12 protein-coding genes are annotated in these 17,098 nt (G+C 43.0%); 9 read left to right on the top strand and 3 right to left on the bottom strand.

From position 1 onward, the window contains the following. Position 1: 1 nt before the first annotated feature. Entirely contained in the window at positions 2-502 is a 501-nt protein-coding gene (locus GL182_RS20745; protein ID WP_163381712.1) for a metallophosphoesterase family protein, read from the bottom strand. A 201-nt stretch (positions 503-703) separates the two neighbouring features. Here GL182_RS20745 and GL182_RS20740 point away from each other — a divergent pair, with 201 nt between their 5' ends. Further along, a complete protein-coding gene (locus tag GL182_RS20740) occupies positions 704-1,684 on the top strand; it encodes a pyruvate dehydrogenase complex E1 component subunit beta (RefSeq protein WP_163381711.1) in 981 nt (326 codons plus the stop codon). A 234-nt stretch (positions 1,685-1,918) separates the two neighbouring features. Next, positions 1,919-2,452, top strand: coding sequence for a hypothetical protein (locus GL182_RS20735; RefSeq protein ID WP_163381710.1), 534 nt, complete (start codon positions 1,919-1,921; stop codon positions 2,450-2,452). 202 nt (positions 2,453-2,654) lie between these two features. Here the strand turns inward: GL182_RS20735 and ffh are convergent, their stop codons facing one another. Then, on the bottom strand, positions 2,655-3,992 hold the full coding sequence (ffh, locus tag GL182_RS20730) for a signal recognition particle protein (protein ID WP_163381709.1): 1,338 nt from the start codon (positions 3,990-3,992) through the stop codon (positions 2,655-2,657). Positions 3,993-4,275: 283 nt separating this feature from the next. On the opposite strand from ffh, the gene GL182_RS20725 reads away from it, so the two are divergent. From GL182_RS20725 to GL182_RS20700, 6 genes are all read left to right on the top strand, one after another. Continuing rightward, positions 4,276-4,773 (top strand): DUF6508 domain-containing protein, encoded by a 498-nt coding sequence (locus GL182_RS20725; RefSeq protein ID WP_163381708.1) that lies wholly within the window; start codon positions 4,276-4,278, stop codon positions 4,771-4,773. Between the two features lie 261 nt (positions 4,774-5,034). After that, positions 5,035-9,402: a gliding motility-associated C-terminal domain-containing protein gene (locus GL182_RS20720; protein ID WP_163381707.1), complete on the top strand. Its 4,368-nt coding sequence runs from the start codon at positions 5,035-5,037 to the stop codon at positions 9,400-9,402. A 1-nt stretch (position 9,403) separates the two neighbouring features. After that, complete coding sequence (locus GL182_RS20715) at positions 9,404-10,381, top strand: type IX secretion system membrane protein PorP/SprF (RefSeq protein ID WP_163381706.1); 978 nt, start codon at positions 9,404-9,406, stop codon at positions 10,379-10,381. 105 nt (positions 10,382-10,486) lie between these two features. Further along, complete coding sequence (locus GL182_RS20710) at positions 10,487-12,913, top strand: YfhO family protein (RefSeq protein ID WP_163381705.1); 2,427 nt, start codon at positions 10,487-10,489, stop codon at positions 12,911-12,913. Beyond that, positions 12,910-13,965 (top strand): glycosyltransferase family 4 protein, encoded by a 1,056-nt coding sequence (locus GL182_RS20705; protein ID WP_163381704.1) that lies wholly within the window; start codon positions 12,910-12,912, stop codon positions 13,963-13,965. Before GL182_RS20710 ends, GL182_RS20705 begins: the two co-directional genes overlap by 4 nt. After that, positions 13,949-14,803 (top strand): FkbM family methyltransferase, encoded by an 855-nt coding sequence (locus GL182_RS20700; RefSeq protein WP_163381703.1) that lies wholly within the window; start codon positions 13,949-13,951, stop codon positions 14,801-14,803. Before GL182_RS20705 ends, GL182_RS20700 begins: the two co-directional genes overlap by 17 nt. Here the strand turns inward: GL182_RS20700 and GL182_RS20695 are convergent, their stop codons facing one another. Next, on the bottom strand, positions 14,804-15,262 hold the full coding sequence (locus tag GL182_RS20695; RefSeq protein ID WP_163381702.1) for a T9SS type B sorting domain-containing protein: 459 nt from the start codon (positions 15,260-15,262) through the stop codon (positions 14,804-14,806). A gap of 341 nt (positions 15,263-15,603) precedes the next feature. Between GL182_RS20695 and GL182_RS20690 the strand changes: the two genes are divergently transcribed. Continuing rightward, positions 15,604-17,097 carry an oligosaccharide flippase family protein gene (locus tag GL182_RS20690; protein ID WP_163381701.1) on the top strand — a complete coding sequence of 498 codons (1,494 nt, stop codon included), beginning with the start codon at positions 15,604-15,606 and terminating at the stop codon, positions 17,095-17,097. The last annotated feature ends 1 nt before the right edge of the window (position 17,098 follow it).

Genomic DNA, 17,098 nt, shown 5'->3' with positions numbered 1-17,098 from the left:
TTTATATTTTCCCTCTTTTTCCCAATTCCAAAACTTTTAAATTTTTGATTTTCCCATCCAGTTCAAAAGTCATCATGGTTTTGACCTGGTGAAATCCCTGATTCCCTAAGGCCCCGGGATTTAAGTAAAGGCATTCAAGGTCTTTATCGTAGACTACTTTACATATATGGGAATGTCCACAAATAAAAATGTCTGGCCTAAGCCTTTTTATTTTAGCTTTTACTCCAGTGGCATACCTGGGAGGCTTGCCTCCAATGTGCAACATCAACACCTTTACACCACCTGAAGTAAAAAACAATTCTTCTTCAAATCTCTGCCTTAATGATGCATCATCAATATTGCCATACACCACCCTGTGAATGGGCTTTTCCGGAAGACTTAAGAGTACTTCCGGGACACCCACATCTCCGGCATGCCATATCTCATCTGCCTGCTCAAGGGCAGGAAGGGCATTTTCAGGCAACATGCCATGTGTATCACTGATCAATGCAATTTTTACCATTCAATATTTTTTTTTAATTAACGAAATTAAAATTCGGCTCCAAACCAGGAAGTGATTCAGGTGTCGACGACATGCAGACCGCATGAATACATTGAAAAATAAAGCTACATAATTACAATTAAACATCCTTATTGGACATCCAAACTTGGTAATTGATAGATTCCTTTCTATTTTTACGAGCATAGAAAATTTTGTATATAAATGAAAGAAATACAGTTCAGAGACGCGATCAGAGATGCCATGTCCGAAGAAATGAGGCGCGATAAAAACGTTTTCCTCATGGGTGAAGAAGTAGCCGAATACAATGGAGCCTACAAAGCCAGCCAGGGAATGTTGGATGAGTTTGGCCCCGAACGTGTTATTGACACACCCATTTCAGAGCTAGGCTTTTCCGGATTGGGTGTAGGGGCGGCCATGAATGGCCTCAGGCCCATTATAGAGTTTATGACTTTTAATTTCTCACTGGTGGCTATGGATCAACTGGTCAATTCTTCTGCGAAAATGCTGGCCATGTCGGGAGGACAATACAGTGTACCCATTGTATTCAGAGGTCCAACCGGTAATGCCGGTCAGTTAGGGGCTACTCACTCCTCAAATTTTGAAAACTGGTTTGCCAACACTCCAGGACTTAAAGTGGTCGTTCCATCCAATCCATATGATGCCAAAGGATTGCTCAAGGCTTCCATCAGAGATAACAATCCAGTCATTTTTATGGAATCTGAGTTGATGTATGCAGATAAAGGTGAAGTTCCGGAAGGTGAATACCTCTTACCACTTGGAATTGCAGAAATCAAAAGAAAAGGGGAGGATGTCACCCTTGTCTCTTTCGGAAAGATGATGAAAGTAGCATTTGAAGCGGCAGATGAACTTGCTAAGGATGGAATCAAAGCAGAAGTAATTGACCTGCGAACGGTAAAGCCAATAGATTATAAGACAGTGCTTGAATCTGTTAAAAAGACCAACAGGTGTGTGATTGTGGAGGAAGCCAACCCGGTAGCTTCTATTTCCACCGACCTGGCCTATAATATTCAGAGACATGCTTTTGACTACCTGGACGCCCCCGTGATGCGGGTAAATTCTATGGATATTCCCTTGAGCTATTCGCCAACTTACATTGAAGCTACGCTACCAAATGCAAAGCGTACCATAGAGGCCGTTAAATCGGTCACTTACCAAAAGTAATTTACCCTTCTTAAATATTTAAAAAGCAACCCTTGTGGTTGCTTTTTTTTTGAAAATATAATCCTGGTAAGTTGACTTTTTTATATTCCTATATTTTTAAATATTTTCTGAATATGTCATTTTTTTTGAGCCCTTTGTCATGGTTTTTGTAGCAGTATGGGTACGGGAAGGTTTTAACTTATAAAAGCGATTTCCCGCAAACCAATTATTCAAACTACTTAAAACCAAATGAACATGTATTTAAGATATTTGATTATAACCGCATTCGCCATCTCATTTACTGCTGCCTGTTCGGGTGATAATAAAGACCGGTATCAATTCGAAGAGGAAAGTGTGTTGGACACAGAAACTGGTGACGAGTATATTTTAAAAAATGCCGATACCATGACGGTCGTCCACATTGATGGTACTTCCGAACCGGTCACCGTGTCCAGTACTCCTTTTTATGAAAGCGAAGAGTTGAACGAAATGATGGAAACCTATAAGGCCAATCTGGAGGAAAGAAAGGAGCAATTATTAGCAAACGAAAAAGAAAGAATTAAAAACGAGCGGAAAGAACGCTATGCTGATTACAGTGATGAGGAGCTAATGGATCAATTCAATGAAATGCACGAAAATGAAGCCCCATTCGAGCAGCAAATGGATATCGTGGCTGAATTGGTCAATCGGGAAGTAATTCTTAAAATTGATGCTTCAGAATTGTTGGAAATCGATCCCGAGGATTTGGATTTTGATATAACCGTCGAAAATACGGAAGCCAGCGAATAAACCGTGGTAGTCAAATGTAGGGCGCACACCAAGGCCCTCATTTTATTGTCCAGCCGGGAATTACTGTATCCATGAGTTTTACTTCCGGTAAAAGGTATTCATTTAAATGGACAATCCATTCAAGAAAAAAGGGTGCCGCTCACAGAAGCGTTTCACCCTTTTTTTTATGGCCGTTTAAAGCCGAAATACTTGTTACAGGTAATTACCTTCTTTTCATATTTCCTCCCAAAGCACTCATTGCCTTTTGAGCTCCTCCCATTTTATTCATCTGCTTCATCATTTTTCTCATGTCTGAAAATTGCTTCATCAGATTATTTACTTCCTGAATCGTCCTGCCGCTGCCTTTAGCAATCCGCTTTCTCCTGCTACCATCAATCACAGCGGGGTTGCCCCTTTCCTGTGGCGTCATACTGCGGATAATTGCCTCAATGGGAATAAACGACTCATCGTCAATATCAAGTCCCTTGATGGCTTTTCCCATTCCCGGGATCATACCCAAAAGATCTTTGATATTCCCCATCTTTTTGATCTGCTCCAATTGAGAAAGAAAATCATCAAAATCAAACTGGTTTTTACGAATTTTGGCATTTAGCCGTTTGGCCTCATCTTCATCGAATGACTGTTGCGCTTTTTCTACAAGTGAAACAACATCACCCATGCCCAGGATACGTTGGGCCATCCGGTCTGGATAAAAAAGATCCAGGTTTTCCATCTTCTCTCCGGTAGAAATAAACTTAATGGGTTTATTCACCACATGTCGAATGGAAATGGCTGCTCCACCACGGCTATCACCATCTAGTTTGGTAAGGACCACCCCATCAAAATCCAGCCGTTCGTCAAAAGTTTTAGCGGTATTGACTGCATCCTGCCCCGTCATGGAATCTACCACAAACAAGGTTTCGGAAGGGTTTAGGTGCTCCTTTAGTTCCGCTATTTCATTCATCATGACCTCATCTACTGCCAATCTACCGGCAGTATCTACAATCACGGTTTTCTTACCTGATTTTTTTGCGAAATCTATGGCGTTTTGAGCAATTTGAAGGGCATTTTGGTTTCCTGGTTCCGCATACACTTCAATCCCTATCTGTGTACCCAAGGTTTTCAGCTGTTCTACCGCGGCAGGTCTGTAAACATCGCAGGCAACCAGCAATACCTGTCTGCCCTGCTTTTTTAAATAGGTACCCAGTTTTCCGGAAAAAGTGGTCTTACCTGAGCCCTGTAGACCGGAAATAAGGATTACAGAGGGATCTCCCTTTAGGTTGATTTCTTCCTTAGAGCCTCCCATCAGGCTCGTCAGTTCTTCCTGGGTTATTTTTACAAGGAGTTGTCCGGGAGATACCGCTATCAATACATCCCTACCCAAGGCCTCTTCCTTGATTTTATCGGTGACTTCTTTGGCCACCTTATAATTCACATCTGCGTCGATCAATGCCCTCCTGATTTCCTTCACGGTGGTGGCTACATTGATTTCAGTAATCTTTCCAGTCCCTTTTAAGGTTTTAAAAGCCCTGTCTAATTTAAAACTCAGATTGTCAAACATGTTATTAGTCTTTTGAATCCACAAAAATAGAGATTTTTTTTAAGCTTGTCAGGCATGAGGGATAAAAGTCTGCTCTAAAAGATAATTATACATTTTCTTGTATTGCTCCTTTTTTCTGCTAAATTTTGTTATAAAAAAAAGGCAAAAAGGTGTATTTAATATACAAAAATACCCAGAACAGGGTATTTTTTTGATGAAAAAAAAGTCGTTACTTACACATTCAAATGAATCATTTTCAACCCATTAAGTTTAAACAGTATTAAATGTAACCAAAAACCAAAAGATGATGATCAAAGACCAAATTCCACTATTTATTCCCTTAGGGAATTTTTCAGACCATTGTAATAGTCTGGATAAAAGAAAACTCATGCCTATTATTGATTTAATCCACGAAATGGAACTCAAATTTTATAAAGCTGAGAAAGTACTGGCCATTAGTGATATGAGTGAAATTTCACTTCAAACCCTGGGTTTGAGCGGTATTCATGTCCGCTTGCTTGATGCCATTCTCAAGTTAAGACTTGTCCCTCTATTTGACTGGATGTTGTGGAAAACTGAGGCTGAAAGGTATTATCAGAACCCAAAACAGCTTTATGACCTGGATACAGTGACCCTTGGAAAAATCACCACTGTACTGTTAAGGTCCCAAACCCTGTACGGCCCTTCCTTCCTTGAATCAAAAATTAAGGATAAATTCGTATTGGAACTTCTGAAAGCCATTGTTCATTCACTGGAGAAAAATCACAACGCAGGTCTCAATCAGGTCGAAAACCTGGATTAATCAATTTTAAATCCCTACAAATAAAAAATTGATTTAAATGGTTCAATGCTTAATCACCCCATTTACTTTCCCTCCCCATTAACCTGCCTACCTTTGATTTTTAATAATTAGCAGTATGCCAAAGTCTTTGCTTTAATATTTTAATAAAATATCATTATTTTTTTAAATCATATCTGCATCTTTGTTCGTTAATTGAGACGGAACAATTGTTATTACTCCAAACTTTTTCCAAATAATGGGCTAAGTGTAAACAAGGCTTTAATGAGTTTAACTATACAAGAAAATCGATTAAAACTAATCTCACCTGGATTATTTTTGTTTTTGATTAGCTGTTTTTTCATCATTTTTGAATCAATAGGCCAGGAAGAACCAGCACTGCTTGTCACTGTCAAAGACCCTTCCTGTCCGGGAAATGGAGAAATTTCCGTAAGCCTTGAAAATGTGGCAGATCCGGCTGACTTGCTCTACCAATTGTATCTGGCACCTGATCCATCCCCCATTGCTACTAATGAGACCGGTGTTTTTACAGGCCTGGCTGAGGGAAATTACAGTATTCAGGCCCAGTTTATGCTCGAAGATGATCAGCAAGAAATCTCAACAGAAGCCAGCCTGAACTCTACCTTTGAAACTTTATCTTTCAGTATTCTTTCCCAGGGGCTTTGCGAAAATGAATTGAGTTCCATGGAGGTGGAAATCAACCAAGGCAACCCACTCACCTATGAACTCAGGGGAGACCAGCAGCGTCCACCTCAGGAAAGTCCCTTCTTTGAAGAACTTCCTGCAGGTAGTTATACAGTGATCGTAACCGATGAATGCGGAGACCGTCTCTCTCAATCTTTTGAAATTCGAAAGACAGAACTGGTATTGGATGATGATGTACAGGAGTTTCAACCAGCGTTAAACAGTTGTGGGGAAATTTCCGTCGGTCACTTGCTGCGTTCTGCAGGAGCTGAAATAGCTTATCCCCTGGAAGTATTGTTTACCATAACCGGTCCTGATGGCACGGAAGAGGAAGTCTTTCAGGAAGTTTCCGAAGGAGGATCTTCTGAAGTGGCCATCCTGGGAAATATCCCTTTTTACCATGGCGAAGCCTACAGCTATGATGTTTTGGTGACGGATAATTGCGGGCAAACGGCCCTATTGGAAAACTTGCTTGTTGATCGGGCATTAGGTATTTCTGATGACTTGTTTTGGGGTGCAGGCCTCTGCGGGAAAAGAAGGTTATCCGTAAAACCGACTAATTTTGTGCCCCCGTTCCAAATCAATTTTGAATCCTATCCGGAGGAATTTGATCCTACTTTGTTTAATGAGGCTTACCCCGGACCCTTCGAAGAGGAAAATATTTTTTTTGGTTCGGAAGAAATGCCCATTCCTTTTGGAACCTATACCTTTTCCGTGGAAGATGCCTGTGGCAATATCGCCACCCTATCCCGGGAATTCAGGGATTTACTTAGCGGGCCTATTAGGACAGTATATAAGGGATGCGGACCCAACACAGGATCCGTACAATTGAACAGTTTTGATTTTGAGTTTACACAAATAGAAATGGTGGCAGGACCAGAAAGCTTTGAAGGCCAACTGCCTCTAGACTTATCCGAAAACATCAGTCAAAACGATCCCAGGAGGTTTTTTATGAACAACCTTCCGGCAGGTGATTATGAGTTTGTCTCCTATACCACTTGTGATACGGAACACGTTTCTGAGGTAAGGATAGAAGGTGCAAGCATTTTAACCAATGAAATTGACATTGATGAAAATTGTGGCTCTTTTAATCTAAACCTGAATCACCGGGACAATTTGGACGAGAACCAGACTACACGATTTGGCATACAAAAATTTGATCCAAATTCAGGAGAATGGGTTCATCCTGGCACTGGACAGGCCTATGTGGAAGGCGAAGAGCTCAATGATACCAACTCGGTTCCGATTGTAAATGGGGCCAATACCATTAATTTAGATTATTATGGTGAATTACGACTGGTGAAATCCATAAGGATATGGAAAAACGGTCAGGACATTGTCCCCAACCAGCCATCTTTTAACTTCTGCCTTGAAACCCTTAACGAGTTTGAAATCAAGGAACGAAGCACGTTTACCAGCATCAATACCTTTCAATGTGTAGAAGGAAATTATGAATTGTCCGTAAGTGCTTCAGGCTATCCTCCAATCAACTATAGAATTGTGGAAAAAAATGGGCTACCTTTTGAGATTAATAACGGTGAAGACCCTCTTTTTACAGACCTGGAAGCTGGTCGCTATCGCCTGCAATTGGAGGATAACTGCGGTAACCTGACCAATACCACCGTACAGGTCAGGGGTGAAAACCTGCCAATAATCATTCCGGAAAACCTCTGCGAAGGTGAACAAGGCAAGCTCTCGGTAAAAAACCTGGATTTCCTTAATTTTGAATGGTTCAATCTGGCCAATCCGGATGTCATTCTAAGCACTTCTTCCAGCCTGGAGTTCTCGCCATTTAACCTGGCCACTCATGAAGGGGTGTATGGAGTAAGACTGAGCGACAGTAATCCGGAAACCTGCCTCAACGAAACCCTGGAGTTTACCATTGACGAGGACAGTCTGAACCCTGAACCGGGGGAAGGACAGGTAGCGACGGTCTGTAAAGGAGAAATCGTCGATCTATTTGATTTTCTGGAAGGGCCCTTCAATGATTATGGCACCTGGTCGGAGATAAGCAATAGCGAAGCCTTGATAGGAAACACCTGGTCAACAACCAACCTGAGCGAAGGTAGCTATACTTTTGAATACAGCATCACAGGCATTTGTTCTGGTGAAAGGTCCACCCGGGTCACCATTAACCTGAGTGAAGTACCTCCACCACCTCAGGGTGGAGCACTACAGGAATTCTGCCTGCCGGGAGCATATACTATTTCATCCCTTTCTGCCACTGGAGAAAATATCAGGTGGTTTTTATCCCCTGAGGGGGGAACCGCCTTGGCTGATAATGAACAGCTAAGCTCAGGGGAAACTTATTATGCGGATCAAACCATAGATGGCTGCCCCTCAGACAGGAGATTGGCTGTGCAGGTTTTCGTTTATCCGGAGGTAAGCGGTTATGATATCGGGCAGGATCAAACCTTATTTCAAATGGAAGTGCCCGACAGGCTGATAGGTGAGGTACCCGAGGGTGGCACCGGTGATTTCACCTTTCAGTGGGAGATTAAAACTGAAGATGGGGATTGGACCAACATAGCCGGCGCAACAGACAAGGATTTTTCGCCACCTCCGCTGATGAACAATACCCAATTCAGAAGAATCACAACAGCGGGGGTCTGTGGGGATTTTATAAGTAATGAAATTACCATTAGGACGGCAGTTGCTCCCATTATAGCAACCAATGATGACTTTGGTCCGCTGATAAATTATGAAAGCCACCTGCTCTCATCGGTTTATGAAAATGATAGCCTGAAGATGTTGCCCGTGGAGGCCGACAAGGTGAGCCTGTCCATTCTATCCATCAGAGATGAAGCCGGAAACGAACAAAGCCTTGTCTATGCTTTGGATGAAAATGGGGTTTTGAGCCTACCGGAGGATACACCCCCCAACACCTATATATTGACTTACCGGCTTTGCCAATCTGATGTTCCAGAAAATTGTGACGAAGCGGAAATGCAAATCCAGGTAGTGGGTATTGAAATGGATATAGAGAAAACTGTCAGTCGCAGGCAGGCAGTTGTGGGCGAAATGGTGGATTACTCCATTTCACTGACCAACAACAGCACTTTTGCTCTTGAGTCCGTAGCAGTAACTGAATTGCTTCCTGAAGGCCTGATACTACTTTCGTCCGATCCTGCCCCCACTACAGGTGACAGCTGGATCCTCCCCCAAATGGACCCGGGTGAAAACATCAGGTTGGAACTATCCGTTATGGCCGCTGCAGAAGGAACCCATACCAATCAGGTCCAAGTCAATGTGGAAAATTTTGACCAAACCATAGCTAGTGAGCCTCTTGAAGTACGCCCCAAAATGATTGACCTGTCGGTTCTTAAAACCACCCCCACAGAGACTGTAAGGGATGGGGATAATTTTGATTACCAAATCCAAATCGAAAATAATGGATTGGATGCCGCAGACAATGTGCGCATAGTGGATTTTCTACCCTCCGGATTGCAATATGTAGGTGCAGAGCTGCTCAGTGCAGGATTACCTGAGGAACCAACATTCAGTCAGGACGGACAGGAACTCCTGTGGGAAATCACCTCCTTTCCGGTGGATGCCAGCCTGCAGATCACATTGACTGTTACTGCCATCAGAGATGGAAGGGTTAGGAATAGGGCTGAGGTAAGCGGGGAAGGTGTAGATACCGAACCAGAAAACAATACATCGATAACAGAAAAAAATATCCTTTCTCTTTTTATTCCCAATGTAATTAAACCGGATTTTGATGGAAGGAATGATACCTTTGTCATAGAGGCCTCCCATAAGTTTGAGCGGGTGGCACTGCTGATCTTTAACCGATGGGGTGATTTGGTTTTTTCTACGGAAGATTATCAAAACGATTGGAATGCAGCGGGTTTGTTATCCGGAACTTATTATTACCAGGTAAAGGGAACTGACTTCAGTGGAAATGAAAAAGAATATAAAGGTTGGGTGCAGGTGATTAAAGAATGACATGAATTTTTCTTACCATACTTATATTTTAACAGCAATTATTGGGTTTTTCTTGTTCCAAAAACCCAGTCAGGGGCAACAAATGCCCCAATATAGTCAGTACGTTTTCAATGCGCTCCACATCAACCCGGCTTATGCCGGCTATAAGGTGGACCCGTTTGTGCAGGCCACTTACCGGAGCCAGTTCATGGACTTTCCCGGATCCCCCAATACCATTTCAATTTCAGCAGACAAAGGAAACCTGGAAGAAACCATGGGCTATGGTTTATCCATCATTGCTGATGAACTGGGACCGTACACCACCCAATCGCTTCTCCTTACCTACGCTTATAAGGTAAGGCTTACCCAGGACAGCTATTTGGGACTGGGGATAAGTTCGGGGGTTTCAGAGCATGCGCTGGATGCCGGAAAACTTCAGCCAGATGATCCATCCGATCCGGGAATTCCCCAGGGCCGTGTCAATGCATTTACCCCCAATTTAAATGCCGGAGTATTTTATTATACCCCCAATTTCTTTTCCGGAATAAGCGCCTTTAACCTGGTAGGACAAAACAGCCTTAAAAACAGTGACTTGTCACTGGCTACAAACAACTATCACTTTTATTTTCAGGCAGGAGGATTATTACCGGTTTCGAGTGGACTGTCCTTCAAGCCCTCAATTTTAGTAAGGGAAGATCTCAATGGGCCCAGCAGCTATGATATCAATACCATGTTTTTATTCAACGAACAATTCTGGCTGGGTGCAGCCTTCAGGTCTGCCGTAATGAAGGGAAATATGGATTTCGGAGACCTTCCTTCCAACAGAACTGCATTGGTCATGCTCTTTGACCTATTTATCACGGAGGAGATCCGTTTCGGTTATGCCTATGATTTCAACCTCAACAGCAAAAACAACTACCGGAATAACAGCCATGAGTTCTCATTGGGTTATTACATCAATAACAAATGGCTGAAAACCCCTTCTCAAAGGGTTTTTTAAGTACCTTCCTCTTCAGCTTATCCCTTCTGTTACCCATTAATCCATTGAAATTTCTTAATTTGCAGCTTATTAAATTAAGCCGACCTAAGACCAATATCCCGGATCATGAATGTTAATTTAAAAGAAGCTGTACTACCCCATTTTTTGGCCATTCTCTCCTTTTACCTGATTGTGATCATTTACTTTTCCCCGATCGTGTTTGAGGGGAAAATGATTTTTCAATCGGATATCCTGCAGTGGGAAGGATCCGCAAAGGAATTATTGGAGCATAGAGCCCGTACCGGAGAAGAAGCGCTCTGGACCAATAGCATGTTTGGCGGGATGCCTGCTTATTTGATTCACCTGGATCCCAAGGGTGACATTACCAATACCCTGATAAAAATATTGACCATTGGGCTTCCGCATCCGGTCAGTGGACTTTTCTTCGGCATGGTTTCCATGTACCTGCTTTTGATGGTGTTTAAAGTCAGGCCAGTCATAGCTGCTTTGGCATCCTGGGCATTCGCTTTCAACACGTTCAACTTTTTGAGTCTGGAGGCGGGACACAATGCCAAAATCTGGGCGGTAAGCATCGTGCCACTGATACTGGCCGGCGTGCATTTGGCATTTTCGAGCAAGAAACTTCTGGGGCTGAGCCTGACCGCACTCGCAGTATTGCTCCAGTTAAAGTTTAATCACTTGCAGATCACCTATTATACCCTGATCCTGGTGTTGATCTATGGCATGGGCCAATTGGTAAAGGCCTTCCGGGAAAAGCAATTGATTAATTTCTCCAAAATAACTGCCCTGCTTCTTGCAGGAGCTATATTGGGAGGATTGGGAAATCTGGCAAGGTTAACCTCCGTGTTGGAATATGGGAAATATTCGATACGGGGAGAGCGTAACCTGCCGCAAGCGGAAGAAAATGACTCCGGCCTGGACCGGGCATATGCTTTCAATTGGTCCAATGGCAAACTGGAAACCTTAACGCTGCTGATCCCCAATTATTTTGGTGGGGCCAGCCAACAGGCCTTGCCTGAAAATTCGGCAGCAGAGAACGCCCTCCGAACCCAGGGAATGGAGCCCCAGCAAATCAACCAATTTGTGAAAAACGCTCCCACCTATTGGGGGGATCAGCCGTTTACCGGGGGCCCCATTTATGGGGGAGCCATCATGATATTTCTTTTTATTCTGGGCATATTGTTTGCCCCTCCCCTCTATCGGAATGTATTGCTGGCCATGACATTGGTTACCTTGATGCTCTCCTGGGGAAAAAACCTGGAATGGTTTAATTACACCCTGTTTGATTACCTGCCGGGGTACAATAAATTCAGGGCTGTATCCATGGCCCTCGGGATCACCTTATTGGTCATCCCCATATTGGGTGCCCTGGGTTTGGAACAATTTTATTTAAACCGGGAAGCGGTTAAAACCAAAGCTACCTTTTTTAAAGCCCTGGGCATTACAGCCGGCTTGATCCTGCTGGCAGTGGTATTTGCCCATTGGTCTGGTTTCGGGGGTACCGATAGTAGCTACCCGGATTGGTTACAAGCTGCTTTAAAAACAGATCGAAAAAGCCTGCTCTATGCAGATACTTTCCGCTCCGCTATGTTTATCGGTGCAACTGCCTTGCTTTTGAGCCTGGCCCTGTTTAAGAAAATGAAAATGGAATATGCCATCATGGCCACAGGCCTTTTGCTGTTGGTAGACCTTTGGGGAGTCAACCGCAGGTACCTGGATCAGGATAGTTTTACGGAAAACCCAAGTGAGCAGCACTTTGCAGCCACTCCAGCCGATGAAAAAATCATGCAGGATCAGGGGTATTTCAGGGTACTGAACCTACAGAACCCTTTCAATGATGCCCGAACCAGTTACAGGTTCAATAGCATCGGAGGCTACCATGGAGCCAAAATGAGCCGGTACCAGGACCTGATTGAGCGGATCCTTGATCCGGAAATAAGTGCCTTTGTAGAAAAAGCACAGGAAGGGAATTTTGACTATGCCGGCATACCGGTTTTAAACATGCTCAATACCCGGTATATCATGGCAGGCCGAGGTGAAAACGCTGTTTTTAGAAATCCGGAAGCCAACGGTGCTGCCTGGTTTCCCGAAGAAATCATTCCGGTAAGCAATAATGAGGAGGAAATCAGCACCCTTTCAGCCCTGGACACCAAAAGTACCGCTACTTACCCTTCCGCCGATGCCGCAAATACACCCGCATCCGGTGCCGGGAAGCTTTCTCTTGAAAGCAATGGCCCTGATCAGCTGGTATATTCCGGACAAGTGGAGAGGAAAGGACTGGCTGTTTTTTCTGAGATTTTTTATTCCGAAGGATGGCAGGCGACAGTCAACGGACAGGAAGCAGAAATCCACAGGGTAAATTATCTACTGCGCGGCCTTGTGCTTCCTGAAGGAGAAGTAAGGGTGGAGATGAGTTACCAGCCTCAGGCTTATTACCTTAACAGGACATTATCTGCCATATTTCAATATGCTGTTTTAGGGTTGGTTTTATTTGCAGGCTATATGGATAGCAAAAAACATCCCCAAACATGAAAAAGATGAAGGTGCTGTTTGTTGCTCCATTTTTTCCTTCCTTTGTCCTGAGCGATATTCAAATTTTAAGAGAAAAGTTTATAGTTTATGTCAATCACTACCCCTGGCAGCACAAGTACCTGGCTCCGCTCTTCTTTTTTCTCCAGTTTTTTTCCATTCTAATAAATTTAATCAGGGTTGAATCATTTGTTATCAGTTTTGGAGGGTATTGGTCGGTTTGGCCAGTGCTGCTGGGTAAATTATTCGGAAAAAAAACATGTATCATTTTACACGGTACGGATTGCGCTTCCATACCGGAATTAAATTATGGGAGCCTCAGGTTACCATTGTTAAAAAAGGCTTGTCTCATTTCTTACCGACATGCCAGCTGCCTGTTGCCGGTAAGTGAATCCCTGACCAGGACTTACCTGGAATTTGATCCGGAAATACAACATAAATCTCAGGGAATTCAAGAGCATTTTCCGGCAATTAATACCCGGATCATTCCGATTTATAATGGATTTGATCCTGAATTATGGCCTTTTGAAGGGTTTGAAAAAAAACCGGCAGGTACTTTTATTGCTGTAATGTCAAGCCCTCAGTACCAGCTAAAAGGAGGAGACCTTATCGAGGAAATCGCCAAAATGTTTCCGAATCTGGATTTTAAAATTGCAGGCATGGATGCCCCTGGCAATTCCTGTCCGGCCAATCTCCACTTTCTAGGAAAAATACCCCAATACAAATTATCCGAAGAGTATCGTAATTGCAGGTATTACCTGCAGCTTTCATCTTTTGAGGGCTTCGGTTGTGCGCTGGCAGAAGCCATGCTTTCCGGGTGTATTCCTATAGGTTCTTCCGTAAATCACATACCCTCCATAATTGCCGGATACGGATTGATTCTAGCTAAAAAAGACAAGCATTTGCTTCAGAAGGTTATCAAGCAATTAATTGCCCTGGATCAACCTGAAGAAATGTCCCGAAAGGCACGGCAACACATCATCAAAAATTACCCACTGTCTCTGAGAAAAGAAAAACTTTCCCATTTGCTCAATTATCATGAGGAACCAATTTGAAAAATTTCTAAGCAGTATTTCCCGTGAACTGTTCCGTATCCCCGGGGGATATTTTGTAGTACTGTTTTTGAAAAATTTATTTCCCAGTCCCGAAATTCCTGATTGGAGAACCTTTAGCTTTCGGGGAATGGTATTCAAAGTAGACCTGTCAAAAGGAATGGGAAATGCCATCTATTGGCGTGGAGCTCACGATTGGGCACCATTATTTGTGTTGGAAAGCGTATTGAAAGCAGGGGATACATTTATCGACATCGGTGCCAATCAGGGGGAATACACACTTTGGGGTCTCAGGAAGGTTGGACCTAAGGGAAAAGTAATCGCCTATGAACCCTCGAACTACCTGTTCCAGCAACTTGAAGAAAACATTCGACTGAATCCCTCCTATAAAGAAGCAGCCATTGGCCGTAAACTAGGCTTGTCCAATCAACCCGGAAAATTGAACCTCTATGCCAAACCCGGAACCAATGAGGGTGTAAACAGTATCTTCCCCTCGGATGAACATGATGTCTTTCTTAATGAAATTGAATTGGCTACCCTGGATAGGGAGGTGGAAACATTGGATTTAAAAAGCGTAGATTGTTTGAAAATAGACGTGGAAGGTGCTGAATGGCATGTCCTCAAAGGAGCTGAACAAACAATAAGAAAGTTTAAGCCCATAATCATTACCGAAATCAATCAGAGTTCCTGCAAAGCCGCCGGTTACGACGCATTGGAAATTCTGCACTTTCTAGAAAATCACCACTATAAATTATTTACCATAGGGATTCGTGGTAAATTGATGCCCCTAAAAATCAAATCCATTCCTGAATTTACGAATATGGTCGCATTCCCTATTTGACTATTTTACTAAAGAAAATGGCCCTGTCTTTTGATTTTCTACCCCTTTCTTATCGGTGTAAATAAGTTTGTAAAGATAATTGCCAACCGGCATTTCAATTCCTTTATGTCGCCCATCCCATCCTCTGCTATTAACGTCCGCAGTAAAATACAGGAGTTCTCCCCACCTGTTAAAAACCCAAAACTGAATGTTGTTTAAATCGGAGAAAACCGGAAAAAAATAATCATTGGAATCATTCCCATTGGGGCTGAAAGCAGTTGGAACCCGAATAAAAAAATCAGTTATTTCCAGGTATTCTTCATAAGTAGCCACACAACCATTTTCATCAGAAAAATCAAGTGTGGCTGATGAACTGTTGACCGTCTCCGGATCGGCATCCACATCTACAAACACCATCATCCCATCATTCATCAAATCCTCCTCATAGTCCAATAATGTCATACTGGTGTTACCAATCATGGCGAAATCACCATTAACACTGTAAATAGACCGGGTAGGTGAGGCAACTGATGTCCTCTTAGAAAAATCAATTCTGACCTGAGAGAATAAACTGCAACAAAATGCAAAAAACAAGAAAATAAAACATCTTAAAAATTTCCTCTTCATACAACCCTTACCCTAAAAATCAAATGCTGTCAATTCAATTTTGATTTACAATAATAATACATATTCTTTCTTTTCTTATCACTTGTTAAATTAATTTTCTAGTACAGAAATAGGTTTACGAAAAAACCACTAATTTGGTCCAAAATTGCGAGATACCGGATACCTTTACCTGAAAACAAATATGCAGTACTTCTTTGAGTAAATTAGCCAAACAAAGCATCCTGACCACCATTTCGGCCTATTTGGGCGTGGTGATTGGGTATTTTAACCTCCTTTGGCTTCTGCCCTATGTGTTGGAACCCGCACAAATCGGTTTGTTCAAAACCATACAGGACATGGCCTTGCTGATGACCCCCTTTGCACAAATGGGTATAGGCAATGGGATTACCCGGTTTTTTCCCCAGGTAAAAGCAGAAAAGTTTTCCTTCTTCACCTTTAGCTTGTTTCTGGGTTTTATTGGTTACACCGTTTTACTATTGGTCTTCCTGCTTTTCAAAGCACCTATCAGTGCCGCATTTGTTGAAAGATCTCCGGAGGTCAATGAATACATTCAGGTGGCGCTGCTCATCACTTTTCTTTCGGTCGTCAATACCTTACTCGAAGCCTTTAGCCGATCCTTTTTGAAAATCGCCATCCCTTCCCTGATCAGGGATGTATTGCTGCGTCTGCTAATGGGTTTGCTGGTAATCGGGTACTTTTTCGACTGCTATCCCTTTTACCTTATGATCTGGGGGATGACCCTGGTCTACTTACTTACCCTCCTGAGCATGGCTTTTTATATGAGGAGAACGGGCATTTTTCAGCTTCATTTCAATTGGAGCCGTATTCCGGGGACATTTAAAAAGGCTTTTTTTCAGTACAATATCATCACCATGCTGGGCACCGCCGGCGCATTACTGATCATGAAAATCGACAGCTTGATGGTCAGTTCCATGATAGGCCTGGACGCCAATGCCATTTATACCATTGGCTTTTCCATTGCTGTGGTCATTGAGATGCCCAGAAGGGCTATTTCCCAGGTGGCAATGCCTGTGATTTCCGAAAAATTTGCTGCCAACCAACTGGAGGAAATAAACAGCCTTTATAAAAAAATTGCCATTCATCAGTTGCTGGTTTGCGGCCTGGTGTTTTTGCTGATATGGGTAAACATCGACAGCCTGTATCATTTTGTACCAAACCGTACCGTGTATGAAGCGGGTAAGTGGGTGGTATTGCTCATAGGGTTGGGCAAACTCAGCGATGTTTTGTTTTCGGTTAACGGCGAAATCATCGTTTTTTCCCGGTTCTATACCTTTAACATTACCGCCACCCTGCTGATGGCGATGGCGGTAATTTTGCTCAACCTGCTATTTATTCCCCTTTACGGAATAGAGGGTGCTGCGCTTGCCTCCTTTCTGGCCATGTTTTTTTACAATCTCATTAAATTCCTATTTGTCAGGATCAAGCTGGGATTTAATCCTTTTACCCCAGAAGTGTTCCTCCTGTTGCTAGCCGGCGGAGTGAGTTGGGCCACCTCCTACTTCCTTCTTCCTGCAACAGATTGGGTAATCATCGATTTGATGCTTCGCAGTGGATGGGTGATTTTGGTCTACCTGGGCATGGTGTATTGGTTAAAGGCAGCTCCGGAAGCCATGGATTGGGTGCTCAACAAAATAAAATCAGTATGGGATTCCTATAACCACAAATAGC

Source organism: Cyclobacterium sp. SYSU L10401 (assembly GCF_010993705.1).
In the GTDB taxonomy this organism is placed as follows: Bacteria; Bacteroidota; Bacteroidia; order Cytophagales; family Cyclobacteriaceae; genus Cyclobacterium.
Note: the sequence above shows the minus strand (reverse complement) of the source record. Positions and strands in the feature narration are given on the sequence as shown.